The sequence below is a fragment of the Caballeronia insecticola genome (assembly GCF_000402035.1).
Classification (GTDB): Bacteria; Pseudomonadota; Gammaproteobacteria; order Burkholderiales; family Burkholderiaceae; genus Caballeronia; species Caballeronia insecticola.
Map to the genome: position 1 here is coordinate 2,064,138 of NC_021287.1, position 14,725 is coordinate 2,078,862.

The 14,725-nt window shown below is 64.5% G+C and carries 14 protein-coding genes; 3 read left to right on the forward strand and 11 right to left on the reverse strand.

Going from position 1 to position 14,725, the window contains the following annotated elements; all coding sequences use genetic code 11:
• Window positions 1-13: 13 nt before the first annotated feature.
• From acpP to BRPE64_RS09570, 7 genes are all read right to left on the reverse strand, one after another.
• Window positions 14-253, reverse strand: coding sequence for an acyl carrier protein (acpP, locus tag BRPE64_RS09540; protein ID WP_004197638.1), 240 nt, complete (start codon window positions 251-253; stop codon window positions 14-16).
• Window positions 254-492: 239 nt separating this feature from the next.
• Entirely contained in the window at window positions 493-1,233 is a 741-nt protein-coding gene (gene fabG, locus BRPE64_RS09545; RefSeq protein ID WP_016345882.1) for a 3-oxoacyl-ACP reductase FabG, read from the reverse strand.
• A 10-nt stretch (window positions 1,234-1,243) separates the two neighbouring features.
• Window positions 1,244-2,176, reverse strand: coding sequence for an ACP S-malonyltransferase (gene fabD / locus BRPE64_RS09550; RefSeq protein WP_016345883.1), 933 nt, complete (start codon window positions 2,174-2,176; stop codon window positions 1,244-1,246).
• Window positions 2,177-2,307: 131 nt separating this feature from the next.
• Window positions 2,308-3,297: a beta-ketoacyl-ACP synthase III gene (locus tag BRPE64_RS09555; protein WP_016345884.1), complete on the reverse strand. Its 990-nt coding sequence runs from the start codon at window positions 3,295-3,297 to the stop codon at window positions 2,308-2,310.
• Window positions 3,297-4,466, reverse strand: coding sequence for a phosphate acyltransferase PlsX (gene plsX / locus BRPE64_RS09560; RefSeq protein ID WP_016345885.1), 1,170 nt, complete (start codon window positions 4,464-4,466; stop codon window positions 3,297-3,299). The genes BRPE64_RS09555 and plsX overlap by 1 nt, the downstream gene beginning before the upstream one ends.
• A 138-nt stretch (window positions 4,467-4,604) precedes the next feature.
• Window positions 4,605-4,784 (reverse strand): 50S ribosomal protein L32, encoded by a 180-nt coding sequence (gene rpmF, locus BRPE64_RS09565; protein WP_016345886.1) that lies wholly within the window; start codon window positions 4,782-4,784, stop codon window positions 4,605-4,607.
• A gap of 217 nt (window positions 4,785-5,001) precedes the next feature.
• On the reverse strand, window positions 5,002-5,622 hold the full coding sequence (locus tag BRPE64_RS09570; protein ID WP_044041464.1) for a DUF177 domain-containing protein: 621 nt from the start codon (window positions 5,620-5,622) through the stop codon (window positions 5,002-5,004).
• A gap of 283 nt (window positions 5,623-5,905) precedes the next feature.
• On the opposite strand from BRPE64_RS09570, the gene BRPE64_RS09575 reads away from it, so the two are divergent.
• Together BRPE64_RS09575 and BRPE64_RS09580 are read left to right on the forward strand one after the other, a co-directional pair.
• A complete protein-coding gene (locus BRPE64_RS09575; protein WP_016345888.1) occupies window positions 5,906-6,523 on the forward strand; it encodes a Maf-like protein in 618 nt (205 codons plus the stop codon).
• Window positions 6,520-7,239, forward strand: coding sequence for an SAM-dependent methyltransferase (locus BRPE64_RS09580; RefSeq protein WP_016345889.1), 720 nt, complete (start codon window positions 6,520-6,522; stop codon window positions 7,237-7,239). Before BRPE64_RS09575 ends, BRPE64_RS09580 begins: the two co-directional genes overlap by 4 nt.
• Window positions 7,240-7,255: 16 nt before the next feature.
• Here BRPE64_RS09580 and BRPE64_RS09585 read toward each other — a convergent pair whose 3' ends face one another.
• The 4 genes from BRPE64_RS09585 to rluC are packed head-to-tail and all read right to left on the reverse strand — an operon-like array spanning window position 7,256 to window position 10,314.
• Complete coding sequence (locus tag BRPE64_RS09585; protein WP_016345890.1) at window positions 7,256-8,221, reverse strand: S49 family peptidase; 966 nt, start codon at window positions 8,219-8,221, stop codon at window positions 7,256-7,258.
• A 39-nt stretch (window positions 8,222-8,260) separates the two neighbouring features.
• Complete coding sequence (locus tag BRPE64_RS09590; protein WP_016345891.1) at window positions 8,261-8,659, reverse strand: Rieske (2Fe-2S) protein; 399 nt, start codon at window positions 8,657-8,659, stop codon at window positions 8,261-8,263.
• Entirely contained in the window at window positions 8,656-9,315 is a 660-nt protein-coding gene (locus tag BRPE64_RS09595) for an HAD-IA family hydrolase (protein ID WP_016345892.1), read from the reverse strand. Before BRPE64_RS09595 ends, BRPE64_RS09590 begins: the two co-directional genes overlap by 4 nt.
• Window positions 9,316-10,314 (reverse strand): 23S rRNA pseudouridine(955/2504/2580) synthase RluC, encoded by a 999-nt coding sequence (gene rluC / locus BRPE64_RS09600; protein ID WP_016345893.1) that lies wholly within the window; start codon window positions 10,312-10,314, stop codon window positions 9,316-9,318. It lies immediately after the preceding gene.
• Window positions 10,315-11,199: 885 nt separating this feature from the next.
• On the opposite strand from rluC, the gene BRPE64_RS09605 reads away from it, so the two are divergent.
• Window positions 11,200-14,559: an Rne/Rng family ribonuclease gene (locus BRPE64_RS09605; RefSeq protein ID WP_016345895.1), complete on the forward strand. Its 3,360-nt coding sequence runs from the start codon at window positions 11,200-11,202 to the stop codon at window positions 14,557-14,559.
• The last annotated feature ends 166 nt before the right edge of the window (window positions 14,560-14,725 follow it).

The following is a 14,725-nucleotide window of genomic DNA, read 5'->3' on the forward strand; positions in this document are numbered from 1 at the left end:
GGCGCGTCCGGCCTTACGCCTTGACGTTCGCGCGAGCGTAGTCGATCGCTTGCTGAACCGTGGTGATCTTTTCGGCCTCTTCATCGGGAATTTCCATGCCGAATTCGTCTTCCAGCGCCATCACGAGTTCGACCGTATCGAGCGAGTCAGCGCCCAGATCGTTCACGAACGACGCTTCGTTCTTGATTTCGGCTTCCGCCACGCCCAGTTGTTCGGCGACGATCTTCTTCACGCGCTGTTCGATGTTGTCCATGCAGCCCTCCGAGGGAAAAAAAGTTCGAAAATACGAGTGCGCGCATTTTATCAGGTTTGGACCCGCAAAATACGGCGCGTCAGTTCCATGCTCCGCTGTCCGGTGCGCTTCATCAAGAGGGCTGCCGGGGCGTTGCATCGATTCCTTACTGCCGCGCTCGGGAGCGGTGCGCCATGCTTCGCGAGCATTTTGCGCGCCCGTCCGGCGCGGATATTAAGCGAAAATCGGCGAAATGCCTATTACATGTACATGCCGCCGTTCACGTGCAGCGTCGTGCCGGTGATGTAACCGGCAAACGGCGATGCAAGGAACGCCACAGCATGCGCGATATCCTCGGGCGCGCCCAGTCGGCCAAGTGGTATCTGTGCAGTGAGCGCGGTGCGCTGCTCTTCCGGCAGAACCTTGGTCATGTCCGTGTCGATGAAGCCCGGCGCGATGCAGTTCACCGTAATGCCGCGGCTGCCGATCTCGCGTGCGAGCGCGCGCGTCATGCCCGCCACGCCGGCCTTCGCCGCCGCGTAGTTCGCCTGGCCGGGATTGCCCGAGCTGCCCACCACCGACGTGATGTTGATGATGCGCCCGCCGCGCGCCTTCATCATCGGGCGCAGCACGGCCCGCGACAGGCGGAATACCGCGCGCAGGTTGGTGTCGATGACGGCGTCGAATTCGTCGTCCTTCATGCGCATGGCGAGCTGGTCTTTCGTGATGCCCGCGTTGTTCACGAGCACGTTCAGGCCGCCGAACTCCTTTACCGTCGCCTCGATGAACGCGTCGGCCGCGGCCGCGTCGTTCACGTTCAGGACCGCGCCGCGGCTCTTGCCGCTGACCGCCTGAAGCGCTTCGGTGATGCCGGCCGCGCCGCTTTCGCTGGTCGCCGTGCCGATGACGGTTGCGCCCTGCTTCGCGAGCTCCAGCGCGATCGCGCGCCCGATTCCGCGCGATGCGCCCGTGACGATGGCTACTTGATTTTCCAGATTCATGGGTGGCTCCTCAACCGGCGATCAGTTTGCGCGTTTCTTCGAGCGAGGCCGGATCGAAGATCGAACCGCCGACGAGATTGCCGTCGATGCGCTTGGTCAGTCCCGCGAGCACCTTGCCCGGACCGCACTCGATGACGTGCGTGACGCCGTCTTTCGCCATCGCCTGCACGCATTCGACCCAGCGCACCGGACCGGCGGCCTGACGCACGAGCGCGTCCTTGATCGCGGCCGGATCGGAGACGACGGCGACATCGACGTTATTGATCAGCGGAATTTTCGGCGCGTGGATCTCGACCTTTGCGAGATAGTCGCGCAGCTTGTCCGACGCCGGCTTGAGCAGCGACGAATGGAACGGCGCCGACACCGGCAGCGGCAATGCGCGCTTGGCGCCGCGCGCCTTGGCCACTTCGCACGCCTTTTCGACGGCGGCCTTCGCGCCGGCGATCACGACTTGCGCGGGCGCGTTGAAATTCACCGCCTCGACGACCCCCGCCGACGATGCTTCCGCGCAGACCGCGCGCACGGTGTCGTCGTCGAGACCGAGGATCGCGGCCATGCCGCCTTCACCCACCGGCACGGCCGTTTGCATTGCCTGCGCGCGAAAACGCACGAGCGGCACGGCGTCCGCGAACGCCAGCGCGCCCGCCGCGACGAGGGCCGTGTATTCGCCGAGGCTGTGACCCGCGACGATCGCGGGCGCAAGACCGGTTTCCTGTTCCCACACGCGGTAGATCGCGTAAGCGGCCGTCAGCATGACGGGCTGCGTGTTCGTGGTCAGGTTCAGCTCTTCCGCGGGGCCTTCGGCGATCAGCTTGCCGAGATCCTGGCCGAGCGCGTCGGAGGCTTGCTGGACGGTCTCGCGCACGATGGCGTGATCGGCGAATGCGTTGAGCATGCCGATCGACTGCGAGCCCTGTCCGGGGAAAACGAACGCAAATTTCATATCGTCCTCGTTGACTGGAATGATCCGCGATGTCGCCGCAGACTGCACGCGTGGCGCGCGCTCAGACGGCGCGCGGCGAGCGGCGCGGCGACGGGATCAGTTGCGAATGAGTAGAGGGAATCGATAAACGATCAGTAGCGGATGACCGACGCGCCCCACGTGAAGCCGCCGCCCACACCTTCGATCAGCAGATGGTCGCCGCGCTTGATGCGGCCGTCGCGCACCGCGACGTCGAGCGCAAGCGGAATCGACGCCGCCGACGTATTGCCGTGCTCGCCCACCGTCACGACCATGCGCTCGGCCGGCAAATGCAGCTTGCGCGCCGTGCTCTGCATGATGCGGATATTGGCCTGATGGGGGATCAGCCAGTCGATGTCGTCCGGCGTGAGCCGCGCCTTGTCGAGCGCTTCGAGCGCGACCTTTTCCAGCACGTTGACCGCCAGCTTGAAGACGGCCTGGCCGTCCATGTGCAGAAACGCGCTGCCTTCGATCACGCCGCCGTTCACATTGCCCGGCGTGCACAAGATATCCGAATGGCTGCCGTCCGCGTGCAGCGCGCTCGACAGCACGCCCGGTTCTTCCGAGGCCTGCAGGATGACTGCGCCCGCGCCGTCGCCGAACAGCACGCAGGTCGTGCGGTCCTTGAAATCGAGGATGCGCGAGAAGGTTTCCGCGCCGATGACGAGCGCCGTGCGGTTCATGCCGCTGCGAATGAAACTGTCCGCCGTGGCGATGCCGTATGCGAAACCGGAGCACACCGCCTGCACGTCGAACGCGGCGCCGTTGTTCTTGATGCCGAGCTTGTTCTGCAGCAGGCAGGCCGTGCTCGGGAACACGAAGTCCGGCGTGGAAGTCGCGACGATGATGAGATCGATCGATTGCGGATCGATGCCCGCGGCCTCGATCGCCCGTTGCGATGCGACGAGCGCGAGATCGCTCGTGGTCTGATTGGCCGCCGCGAAGTGGCGCGCGTGAATGCCGGTGCGGGCGACGATCCATTCGTCGCTCGTCTCGACGCCCTGCTTCGCGAGACGGTCTGCCAATTCCTGATTCGTGACGCGCTCGTCAGGCAGGTAGCTGCCGGTGCCCAGCACGCGAGAGTAAAGATTGGTTTGAGCCATTATGCCTTCGAATGTAGCGCAGTACCGGACGCGTCCGGCGGGGTCGGCGGTGAGTTTGGCTGCGGAGCCGCTTGATTGTCCGCAACGGTGCCTGGCGTGCTTTCGCTGTTCGTAGCCGCCGATGCATCGGGCGCGGGCGCCGTGGCATCGGGTTTGCGCGCGGAAGGCGCATTCTCTTCCATCGCGCGCACCAGGCGCTCGAGCACGCCATTTTTGACGGCATCATACCCGCGTTTGATAGCCCACTCAAACCCGAAGGCCTCGGCCGAACCGTGACTCTTGATGACGAGCCCACGCAAGCCCAGCAAGGCTGCGCCGTTATATTGCGCGGGATCGACGCGTTTCTTGAAACGCTTTAAAACAGGAAGCGCAACGAGCGCCATCAGCTTGGAGGCGAGCGAACGGCTGAACTCTTCCTTGATGATGTCGGCGAGCATTTTCGCGAGACCTTCGGAGGTCTTGAGCGCGACATTGCCGACGAAACCGTCGCACACGACGACATCCGTCGTGCCCTTGTAGATGTCGTTGCCTTCCACGTTGCCGTAGAAATTGAGCGTGCTCGCGCGCAGGAGTTCGCCCGCGCGTTTGATCGTTTCGTTGCCCTTGATGACTTCTTCGCCGATATTGAGCAGGCCGATGGTGGGCCGCTCGCGGCCTTCGATCGCCGATACGAGCGCGTGGCCCATCTCGGCGAACTGCAGCAGATGCTCGGGTTCGCAATCGACATTGGCGCCGAGATCGAGCACGGTGGTATAGCCCTTCTGGCTCGGCATGGCGAACGCGATGGCCGGGCGTTCGATGCCGGCGAGCGTCTTCAGCACATAGCGGGACACCGCCATGAGCGCGCCGGTGTTGCCGGCGGAAATGCAGGTCTGCGCCTCGCCTTCCTTCACGAGGTTGAGCGCCACGCGCATCGACGAATCTTTCTTTTTGCGCAGCGCAACTTCAACCGGGTCGTCCATCGCGACGACTTCGCTCGCGGGCACGACCGTCAGGCGAGGCTCGTCGGTGGCTTTCGCCTTCTTGAGCTGGGCGCGGATGGCCTGCTCGATGCCGACGAGCATCAGATGCGCGTCGGGATGCGAGCGCACGAAATTGACGGCAGCGGGAACGGTCACGGCCGGACCGTGGTCGCCCCCCATGCAGTCGATGGTGATCTTTACAGTCATGGAACGCGACGAATTTCGGGCACAAAAAAGCGGCAGTGAAATGCCGCCTTCTCGTCGTACCGGGAAAGTGTCAAGAGCGAGTTGCGCCTGCGAGCCCGCAAAACGGTTTCAGCGGGCGCACCGGGCGTCGAGGAACGCTTAGTCGTTCTTCGTCTTGATGACTTTCTTGCCACGATAGTAGCCGTTCGGGCTTACGTGGTGACGCAGATGCACTTCACCCGTGCTCGGTTCGACGGCCAGCGGCGCTGCGCCGAGGAAGTCGTGGGAACGGTGCATGCCGCGCTTCGACGGCGACTTCTTGTTTTGCTGAACTGCCATGATTACTCCAGAAAAATTTTGCGAATTCTAACACAGCCCGACCCGCCGACAGCCCTCGGCCGTTCGGCCATCGGGTGCGCGCATCGCGCTACAAGGTCTATCCCCGCGCGAGCGGAAGAATTTTTCGAGCCTTTCGGCCCACCGCCTGAAGCGGAAAATCACGTGCTACACAACCTTCTCGGTGCTGCTTGCCCGGTACTTGCCCGGCGCGTGCCGCTCAGTGCTTCTGGTCGGAGCCGCCCTGTTTGAGCTTCCCCAGCACGGCAAACGGATTCGGCTTGGCTGCCTCATCCTGGGCACCGGCTTCGTCCGGCTCGTCGTCCGCGCTGCCCTGAAGCAGGCTTTCGTGCGCCTCGGGACACACGTTGTGCTTGGGCACGAGCGGCAAGGACAACAACAACTCCTCTTCGATCAAGTCGACGAGATCGAACTGGCGTGAGCCTACGATCACTTCGACTTCATCGTCGTCGAGCGGAAATTCGTCCGCTTCTGCCTCGGTCGCCACGATCCGGTAGGTCGCGTCGACATCGAGATGCTGCGAATACACTGCCAGGCAGCGCTGGCAGATGAGCCACACCGAGCCGTGCACCGCGAGGCGCAGATACGGCTGCGGCGCCTCCGTGCCATCGTCCTGCAGTTCCGGCTGGGTCGAGCCCTCGGCCTGCCAGGTGAACACGGTGTCGCGGTCTGGCGCTTCCGACGGCACTTCGGCTAACATGCGCGGCATCTGCGAGACGCGCAGCGCGCCGGCTGCCTGCCTGCCACTCTTGGCGAATTCGTAAATGTCGAGCGCGCGCAGATCGGCGGGGCTCACAGGTTTGCCAGGATTCTGAGTCATGTGCGCTCCTGCTCGGGCCTTGCTGGGTTAGTGCTTCCGGTGAGCGCTCAGTATGCACCGCGATGCTGCCTGAACGCCACACCCGGCGCGGCTTTCGCCGGGTTCATCGGTGTTGATCCCGATACAAGATCAACGTTATGGACCAAACTAAGGTCATATGTCCGCCGACGCACGTACCGATGAAAAGCCCAAAATCATATCGGCTTTATTCTTTCGAGTCAAATACTTAAGGGCGCGTCCGCGTACCGTCGTTTTTTCATCCATTTCCTGCTGAAATCGCTTTATGTCCGAGGCTCCCAACCCGCCGCCGCGCCTGATTCTGGCGTCCAGTTCACCCTATCGACGCGAATTGCTCGAACGCCTGCGCGTACCGTTCGACGTCGTCACGCCCGCTATCGACGAAACGCCGCTCGCCAGCGAAACGCCCGAAGCGACGGCCGTGCGGCTGTCGATCGCCAAGGCGCGGGCCGCAGCGGCGCGCATCGCGGACAGCGCGCCATTGCTCGTCATCGGTTCGGATCAGGTCGCGACCTTCGACGGCCGGCAGATCGGCAAGCCCGGCACGCACGAAAACGCCATCGCGCAATTGCAGGCGATGCGCGGGCGCAGCGTCGACTTTCACAGCGCGCTGTGCCTGTTCGACAACCGCACGGACACCGTGCAATCCGCCGATATCGTCACCCGCGTGCGTTTTCGCAACTATTCGGACGCGCAGATCGAGTTTTATTTGCGCGCGGAAACGCCCTACGACTGCGCCGGCAGCGCGAAATCCGAAGGCCTCGGCATCGCGCTTCTGGAGGCGATCGAAGCCGACGATCCCACGGCGCTCATCGGCCTGCCGCTGATCGCGCTCTCCGGCATGCTCGAAAAAGCCGGTTTTCCGATTCTGGGGGCAGCATGAGCGGCGTTCTGTATCTGATTCCGAACACGCTCGGCGACGGCGACGCCGATGCACTCGCGCAAGTTCTGCCCGAACCGGTGCGCGCGCAGGCGGCCGCGCTCGGCTATTACATCGGCGAGAACGCGAAGACGACGCGCGCCTTCCTGAAGAAAGTGGGCACGGAGCGGCCGATTCAGGAAATCGAGGTGCGCGAGCTCAACGTCAACACACCGCCGGGCGAGATCGAGAAGCTGCTCGCGCCGATTCTCGCCGGCGCCGATGCCGGTCTTGTGTCGGAAGCGGGCTGCCCTGCCGTCGCGGATCCGGGCGCCCTGCTCGTGCGGCGGGCGCACGAACGCGGCGTGAAAGTGGTGCCGTTCGTCGGGCCGAGTTCGATTTTGCTCGCGCTGATGGCGTCGGGCATGAACGGCCAGAGCTTTGCCTTCAACGGCTATCTGCCCGTCGATGCCGCCGAGCGCGGCAAGCGGCTGCGCGAACTGGAGCAACTGTCGCGCAAAGCCAATCAGACGCAGATTTTCATCGAGACGCCCTATCGCAACCGCGCGATGCTCGACACGCTCGTCGCGACCTGCGCACCGTCGACGTTGATTTGCGTCGCCGTCGATCTGACGCTGCCGGGCGAAACCATCGTCACGCGGACGGCGGCGGACTGGAAGAAAAAGGCCGCGCCTGAGTTGCACAAGCGTCCGGCCATTTTTCTGCTGCTCGCGTCGTAGTTGTTCCGCGACCGATTCAGCGCAGTTGAGGCTTGCCGCCGAGCGTGAGCGCGCGCATGGCGGCATCGCCCACGGACGCACCGAAACGCCGCACCACGCGCTCGCTGATGCTTTCCTTCTGCGTGTAATCGACGATTTCCGGCTGCTTGATGATCTCGCGCGCGACATAGGTTGCGTCGCCGAAATCGTCGGCGAGACCGAGTTCAACGCTTTTGGCGCCCGTCCAGAACGCGCCGGAGAACAGGTCCGGATCGTCTTTGAGGCGTTTTCCGCGTCCCTGCTTCACGGCATCGATGAACTGCGTGTGGATCTGATCGAGCATGTCCTGCGCGTGCGCGACCATTTGCGGCGTTTCGGGCGAGAACGGATCGAACGCGCCCTTGTTCGAACCCGACGTGTGCATGCGACGCTGGACGCCGAGCTTGTCCATCAGGCCGGTGAAGCCGAAACCGTCCATCAGCACGCCGATCGAGCCGACGATGCTCGCCTTGTTGACGTAGATCTTGTCCGCCGCCGCCGCAACGTAATAACCGCCCGACGCACACATATCGTCGACGACAACGTACAACGGCGTCTTCGGATATTTCGCGCGCAGCCGCCGGATTTCGCCGTTGATGATGCCCGCCTGCACCGGACTGCCGCCCGGACTGTTGATGCGCAGGATCACGCCCGCAGTGTTTTCATCTTCGAACGCGCTCTGCAACGCGCCGTCGATGTTGTCGGCGCTCGCGTCGCCGTTCGCGGAGATTTCGCCTTGCAAGTCGACGAGCGCCGTGTGCTTGCCCGCCTTCGCAACGCGATCGCCGGTGAAATCGAACACGCCCCACGCGATCAGCGCGATCACCGCGAGGAACACGAAGCGGAAGAAAATGCGCCAGCGACGCGCGGCGCGCTGTTCGCGGATAGCGGCCAGCGCGATGCGTTCGAGCGCCTCGCGCTCCCAGTTTTCATTGCCGCGCGTGGGCGGAAGGTTGTCGGACATGCGTGGTCTGGTAGTTGAGAAGAATCAGGCCGAGAGAAATCAGGCGGGGCGCAGCGCGTCATCGGGCAGCCAGAAGACCGCGCGGCCGTCAGGCGTGTCGCGCTCCTCGACCGTCACCGCCCGCAAGCGCGCGCCGCGGCACGGGCCGCCCACGCATTTGCCGGTGTCAGGCTCGTAGATCGCCCCGTGCGTCGCGCACATCAAGTATAGGCCCGAGCTTTCGAAGAACTGGCCCTCGACCCAGTCGAGTTCCATCGGCACGTGCGCGCAGCGGTTCAGGTAGCCGCGCGGCTGGCCGTCGTAGCGCACGAAGAACACGACTGCGTCGCCGCTCGCATCGGTTGCCGCCATGCGGATGCCCGCCCCGCCGTCGATCAGTTCATCGGCCGCGCACACGCGCACCGCGTCGCGCTCGGGCATCGCCGCGGGCTCGCTCATGCGTGCTCCCGCAGCCAGCCGGCGAGCGATGCGACGCTGTCCGCGCAAAACTGCGGCTTGAGCACCGCGAGCGAATCCGCCGGATGCGCGCCGTAGCCCACGCCCACGCCCGCCGCGCCGGCGTTGATCGCCATCTGCAGGTCGTGGGTCGTGTCGCCGATCATCACCGTGCGCGCCAGATCCTGACCGAGTTCGCGCGTGAGTTCGTGGAGCATCGCGGGATGCGGCTTCGAGAATGTTTCGTCGGCGCAGCGCGTGCCGTCGAATACGCTCGTCAGACGCGACTGATCCAGCGCGCGATTGAGCCCGACGCGGCTCTTGCCCGTCGCCACCGCGAGAAAATAGCCCTCGTCGCGCAGTTCCTGCAGCAGTTCGCGCACGCCGGCGAACAATTCGGTCTGCTGGCCCATCGTCAGGAAATGGAAACGGTAGCGTTCGGCCAGGCGCGGGTAATCGGACGGATCGAGCGTCGGCGCGCAGATTTGCAGCGCGTCCTTCAACCCCAGGCCGATCACGTAGCTCGCGGATTCGTCCGCCGGAACCGGCAGCCCGAGGTCGCGGCACGAGGCCTGGATGCTGCGCGTGATGTGCACGGTCGAATCCATCAGCGTGCCGTCCCAGTCGAAAACGATCAGATCGAATTGCTTCCGCGCCATTTATTCTGTCTCTCGATTTTTGAGTTGCTCGATGAACCGCTTGCATTCGACGGGCAACGGCGCTTCGAGTTGCAACGGCTCGCCGGTGGCCGGATGCGTGATCTTGAGCCGGTACGCATGCAGGAACATGCGTTTGAGCGACGGTTTCGCGCTCGGACGCGCCAGATCCTTGTTCAGCGAGAAATCGCCGTATTTGGCGTCGCCGGCGATCGGCAGGCCGATGCTCGCCATGTGCACGCGAATCTGGTGCGTGCGGCCGGTTTTGAGCTCCGCCTCGACCCACGCGTAGTCGTCCCAGCGCTCGATCAGATTGAACACCGTATGCGACGGCAGCCCGTTTTCCTGGATGCGCACGCGCCGCTCGCCGTCCCCCGCCACATATTTATGCAACGGCGCCTTCACGACGCGCCGGCGGCCCCAGTCGCTCTGCCAGTCGCCATAGCCGACGGCGTAATAACGCTTGTCGATGCGGTTTTCGCGAATCTGTTCGTGCAGATTGACGAGCGCGGCGCGCTTTTTCGCGAGCATCAGCACGCCCGACGTCTCCCGATCGAGCCGATGCACCAGTTCGAGGAATTTCGCGTGCGGCCGCGCATTGCGCAATTGTTCGATCACGCCGAACGCCACGCCGCTGCCGCCGTGCACCGCGACACCCGACGGCTTGTCGATGACGATCAGGTGGTCGTCTTCGAAGAGAATCGGAAATTCGGCGGCCGGCGCGTTCGACGACACCGGCGCTTCGTCATGTTGCGCGGTGCGGATCGGCGGCACGCGCACGAGATCGCCCTGCACGAGCCGATACGCGGCGTCGATGCGGCCCTTGTTCACGCGCACTTCGCCGCTGCGCAGAATCCGGTAAATATGACTTTTGGGCACGCCTTTGCAGACGCGCAGTAGAAAATTGTCGATGCGCTGGCCAGCGGCGGTTTCATCGACTTCAATCATCGATACTTGTTCGCTCGCGACCTGTTTATGGGATGTTTTGCCTAACTCATTCATTCTGAATATAATTTGCGAGCAGTCTGAAAAGGTCGAAGCTTCGGATCAAGCTTGGCCGTGATTTATCAGACTGTACAGGTGCAGGCGATAAACCATTATTTTACTTGCGCCCAGGTCCGGTTGCTCACCCGGAAAATCGAGCAACGAGTTGCACGCACGGCGATATCACCGGCAAGGACGGAGCCCACAGGCGCGTTCGGTCGAGTCGATCGCCGGTCGGTAACGGATTTTTGGTCAAAAAGAATTTTATCGGCGAGAAGCGATGGCGCCCGGCGAAAAAGCCGGCTGCCAGCCCGGATTGTCCCTGCCAGCGCGCGGGAGAATCAGGCAAATCGCGGCTCGCCGGTTTTGCGAACAACTAACGGCGAAAGTCGCTGCTGCGCTGATTCCGGCGAAGCGCGACCACGCCGCAAAGAGGCGAGACACCTGGCCGCCAGCCGACGGGAGCAATCCAGCCCGCGGCGGCGCCGGCGCGGCATGGCCGCCATGAGGATCGGTTACGAAGCATCGCGCCGGTTTGCGCGAGACCGCTCTTTTTTCGGCCACCGTTGGGAGGAAACAGGCTCTGTTGCAAGAGCGCGGGTCGGTTCGGCGCGTCTATTTCGAGACGCCGGGGCCGCTGCGCCGCCGTCCATCCTCGCCACGCGCCGCGCGGCTCCCCGGCGCCTCGCCGTTGCTTCGCATGCGCCCCACGGCGCGGCAGCCCCTGCGGCCGCCGCAGCCTGCTTTCGGCAATTCTCCCGCCAGAAGTCCTGCTCCAGCGTGCTTTGTGACAACACACAAAAAGCGTGGCACGCCACCTTCCCGCTTCGCGCGCGTGACGTATCCGGTCACCGACGCCGATTCGCCTGACGAGGGAAAGCGCAGCCGCTCTGGAGCCGTTTCATGAAACGCATGCTGTTTAACGCGACGCAGCAAGAAGAACTGCGCGTCGCCATCGTCGATGGGCAGAAGCTCATCGACATCGACATCGAAACCGCCGGGCGCGAACAGCGCAAGGGCAACATTTACAAGGGAGTCATCACCCGCATCGAGCCGTCGCTCGAAGCCTGCTTCGTGAACTACGGCGAGGACCGCCACGGCTTTCTGCCGTTCAAGGAAGTGGCCCGCCAGTATTTCCGCGACGGCGTCGAGATGCGCTCCGCGCGCATTCAGGACGCGCTGCGCGAAGGCCAGGAACTGATCGTTCAGGTCGAAAAGGAAGAGCGCGGCAACAAGGGCGCGGCCCTCACCACGTTCATTTCGCTGGCCGGACGCTATCTCGTCCTGATGCCGAACAACCCGCGCGGCGGCGGCGTGTCGCGCCGGATCGAAGGCGACGAGCGGCAGGAACTGCGCGAAACCATGGCGCAGCTCGAATTGCCGGAAGGCATGAGCATCATCGCGCGCACGGCGGGCATCGGCCGTTCGGCCGAAGAACTCCAGTGGGACCTGAACTACCTGATGCAACTGTGGCGCGCGATCGAAGCCGCGTCGCAGAACGGCGTCGGCGGCCAGCCGATGCTGATCTATCTCGAATCGAGCCTCGTCATCCGCGCGATTCGCGACTATTTCCAGCCGGATATCGGCGAAATTCTCATCGACACGACCGAAATCCATGATCAGGCACGCGCCTTCATGGATATCGTGATGCCCGACAACCTGCAAAAGGTGAAGCGCTATCACGACGACGTGCCCCTCTTCTCGCGCTTCCAGATCGAGCATCAGATCGAAACGGCGTACTCGCGCACGGTGCCGCTGCCGTCCGGCGGCGCGATCGTGATCGATCACACCGAGGCGCTCGTCGCCATCGACGTAAACTCGGCGCGCGCGACCAAGGGCGCGGATATCGAGGAAACCGCCACGCGCACCAACCTCGAAGCCGCCGATGAAGTCGCGCGCCAGTTGCGTCTGCGCGATCTGGGCGGCCTGATCGTGATCGATTTCATCGACATGGAATCGGCCAAGAGCCAGCGCGAAGTCGAACAACGCCTGAAAGATGCGCTCAAGCACGACCGTGCGCGCGTACAAATGGGCAAGATTTCGCGCTTCGGTTTGATGGAACTGTCGCGTCAGCGGCTGCGTCCGGCGCTCTCCGAAGGCAGCCACGTGACCTGCCCGCGCTGTAACGGCACGGGCCATATTCGCGATACCGAATCGTCCGCGCTGCAAGTGCTGCGGATCATTCAGGAAGAAGCGATGAAGGAAAACACCGCGGCGATCCACTGCCAGGTGCCGGTCGAAGTCACGGCCTTCCTGCTGAACGAAAAGCGCTCGGAAATCAACAAGATCGAGTCGCGCTTCAAGGTCAACGTCGTCCTGATTCCGAACAAGCATCTGGAGACGCCGCATTACAAGCTCGAGCGCCTGCGTCACGACGATGCACGCCTCGACGAGCCGCGCGCGTCGTGGAAGATGGCCGTCGAAGCGGCGAGCGAGCTGGAATCGGAAACCGGCTACAGCAAGCGCGCCGAGGAAGTGAAGCCGAAGCAGGAAGCCGCGGTCAAGGGCATTACGCCCGAGAAGCCCGCGCCGAGCGCGCCGGTCAAGCCCGCGCCTGTCGCGACTCCGGTTGCTCCGGCGCCGGTGGCCGCGAGCGGCGGGTTCATCGCGTGGATCAAGAATCTGTTCGGCATTCAGCCCGAAGCCAAACCGGCCCCTGCTCCCGTCGAGGCGCAACCGGCAACGCGCACGCAGCGTGAACGCGGCGAACGCACCGGTGCCGGTGGCGGCGACCGCAACCGTAACCGCCGCAGCGGCGGCGCCGGACGCGACGGCGCGGCAGCAGCGGCAGGCACCACGGCCAGCGGCAGCGGCGCGGGTCGTCAGGGCGCGCGTCGCGAAGATCGCGAAGCGCGTGGCGGCCGGGAAGGACGTGAAGGTCGCGAGGGACGTGAAGGCCGCGAGCTGCGCGAAGTCCGCGAGCCCCGCGAACCGCGTGAAGCTCGTGAACCGCGCGAGGCCCGCGAGCCGCGTGAACCGCGTGAAACCCGCGAGCGCAACGCAGAACGCGCTGCGCGTCCGGAAGCGGGCGACCGGCCGGAGCGCCGTGAGCGTCCCGAGCGCGGCGAGCGTGCCGAACGCGGCGAGCGTCCGGAACGTGCTGAACGTGCTGAACGAGCGGAACGGACCGAGCGAGGCGAGCGCGGCGAACGTCGCAAGCCGCAATCGGAGACTGCCGTCGAGGCGCTGACGCAGGGTGAAACCGTGGCATCGGAAATCGTCGAAACGACGCAAGTCGACTTCGACGTCACGCAGCAAGCAGGCACCGATGCGGCCAACGCCGAGCAGGCTGCCGCCGCCGCGCGTGAAGGCGAAGAACGCCGCCGTCGCCGTCGTGGCCGTCGTGGTGGCCGCCGCGAGCGCGAAGAGGATGGCATGACGGTGAATCACGCCGCCGATGTCGCCGAAGCGGAAGGTGCAGCGGAAAGCATGTCGGCGCAAGCCGGCGTGTTCGATGCGGAAGCCGCGCAGGAAGCAGGGGCGCGTCGCGAAACGCGTCCGGCCGCGCCGCAGGTGGTCGAGGAGCGGGTCGAGCAAGTTGCTTCCGAGCAATTTGTCGCTGCCGCAGCTCAACCGACCGAAGTCCGTACGCCGGAACCGGCGCCCGCCGCAGCCGAAGAAGCACCGGTTGCCAAGGCCGTCGAAGCCGAGCCGTTCGAACTGAAGGCGCAATCGCCCGAAACCGCGACGCCGGATCTCTTCGCCAAGCCGGTTCCGGCGCCCGCGATCGAGAATCCGTTCGGTCCGTCGCCGAAGACCGAAACGAAGGTGAGCGATCCGTTCGCGCCCGTCGTGACGGAAGCCGCGAAGCCGGTGCAGGCGTCCGAGCCGGTCGAAGCTGCCCGCGTTCCGGCCGAGCGCGAAGCGGTTGCCGCATCTGTCGAAGCGGCCGAAGCCGCCGAGCCGGTGAAGACCGCCGCGCTCGCATCGACGCCCGAGGCAAGCATCGTCGAACCGGTGAAGCAGGTCGAAAGCGTCGCCACGCAAGCGCCCGCAGCAGTTGTTGCGGAACCGGTGAAGGCGGCCGCTGTAGCGCCGTCGGCGCCCGCGACCGCCACGCCGATCGCCGTCGAACCGCTTCAGCCGATGCTCGAGCGCGCCGGCCTCGTCTGGGTGAACACGGACGAGACCAAGCTGCGCGAGGCCAACGTTGCCGCAGCGCGCGAAGCGGCACCGGCACGCGTGCCGCGCGAGCGCAAGTCGCTCCCGCCGGCCGACTTGACGCCGATGCAGCAAGTGGAAACAGGCAAGAGCATCCACTGAGCGCGTCGCACCGGCACGGACTCCGGTCCGTGAACGGCTGAGGCTTAGAAAACGCCATCGACTTACGTCGATGGCGTTTTTTTTGCGCGCTTTCATACGCAAATGCGGGAAAACCGGGACGACGCATCGACGCGGCCCCGCGCCTCCGATCGCCCGGTTCCGCTAA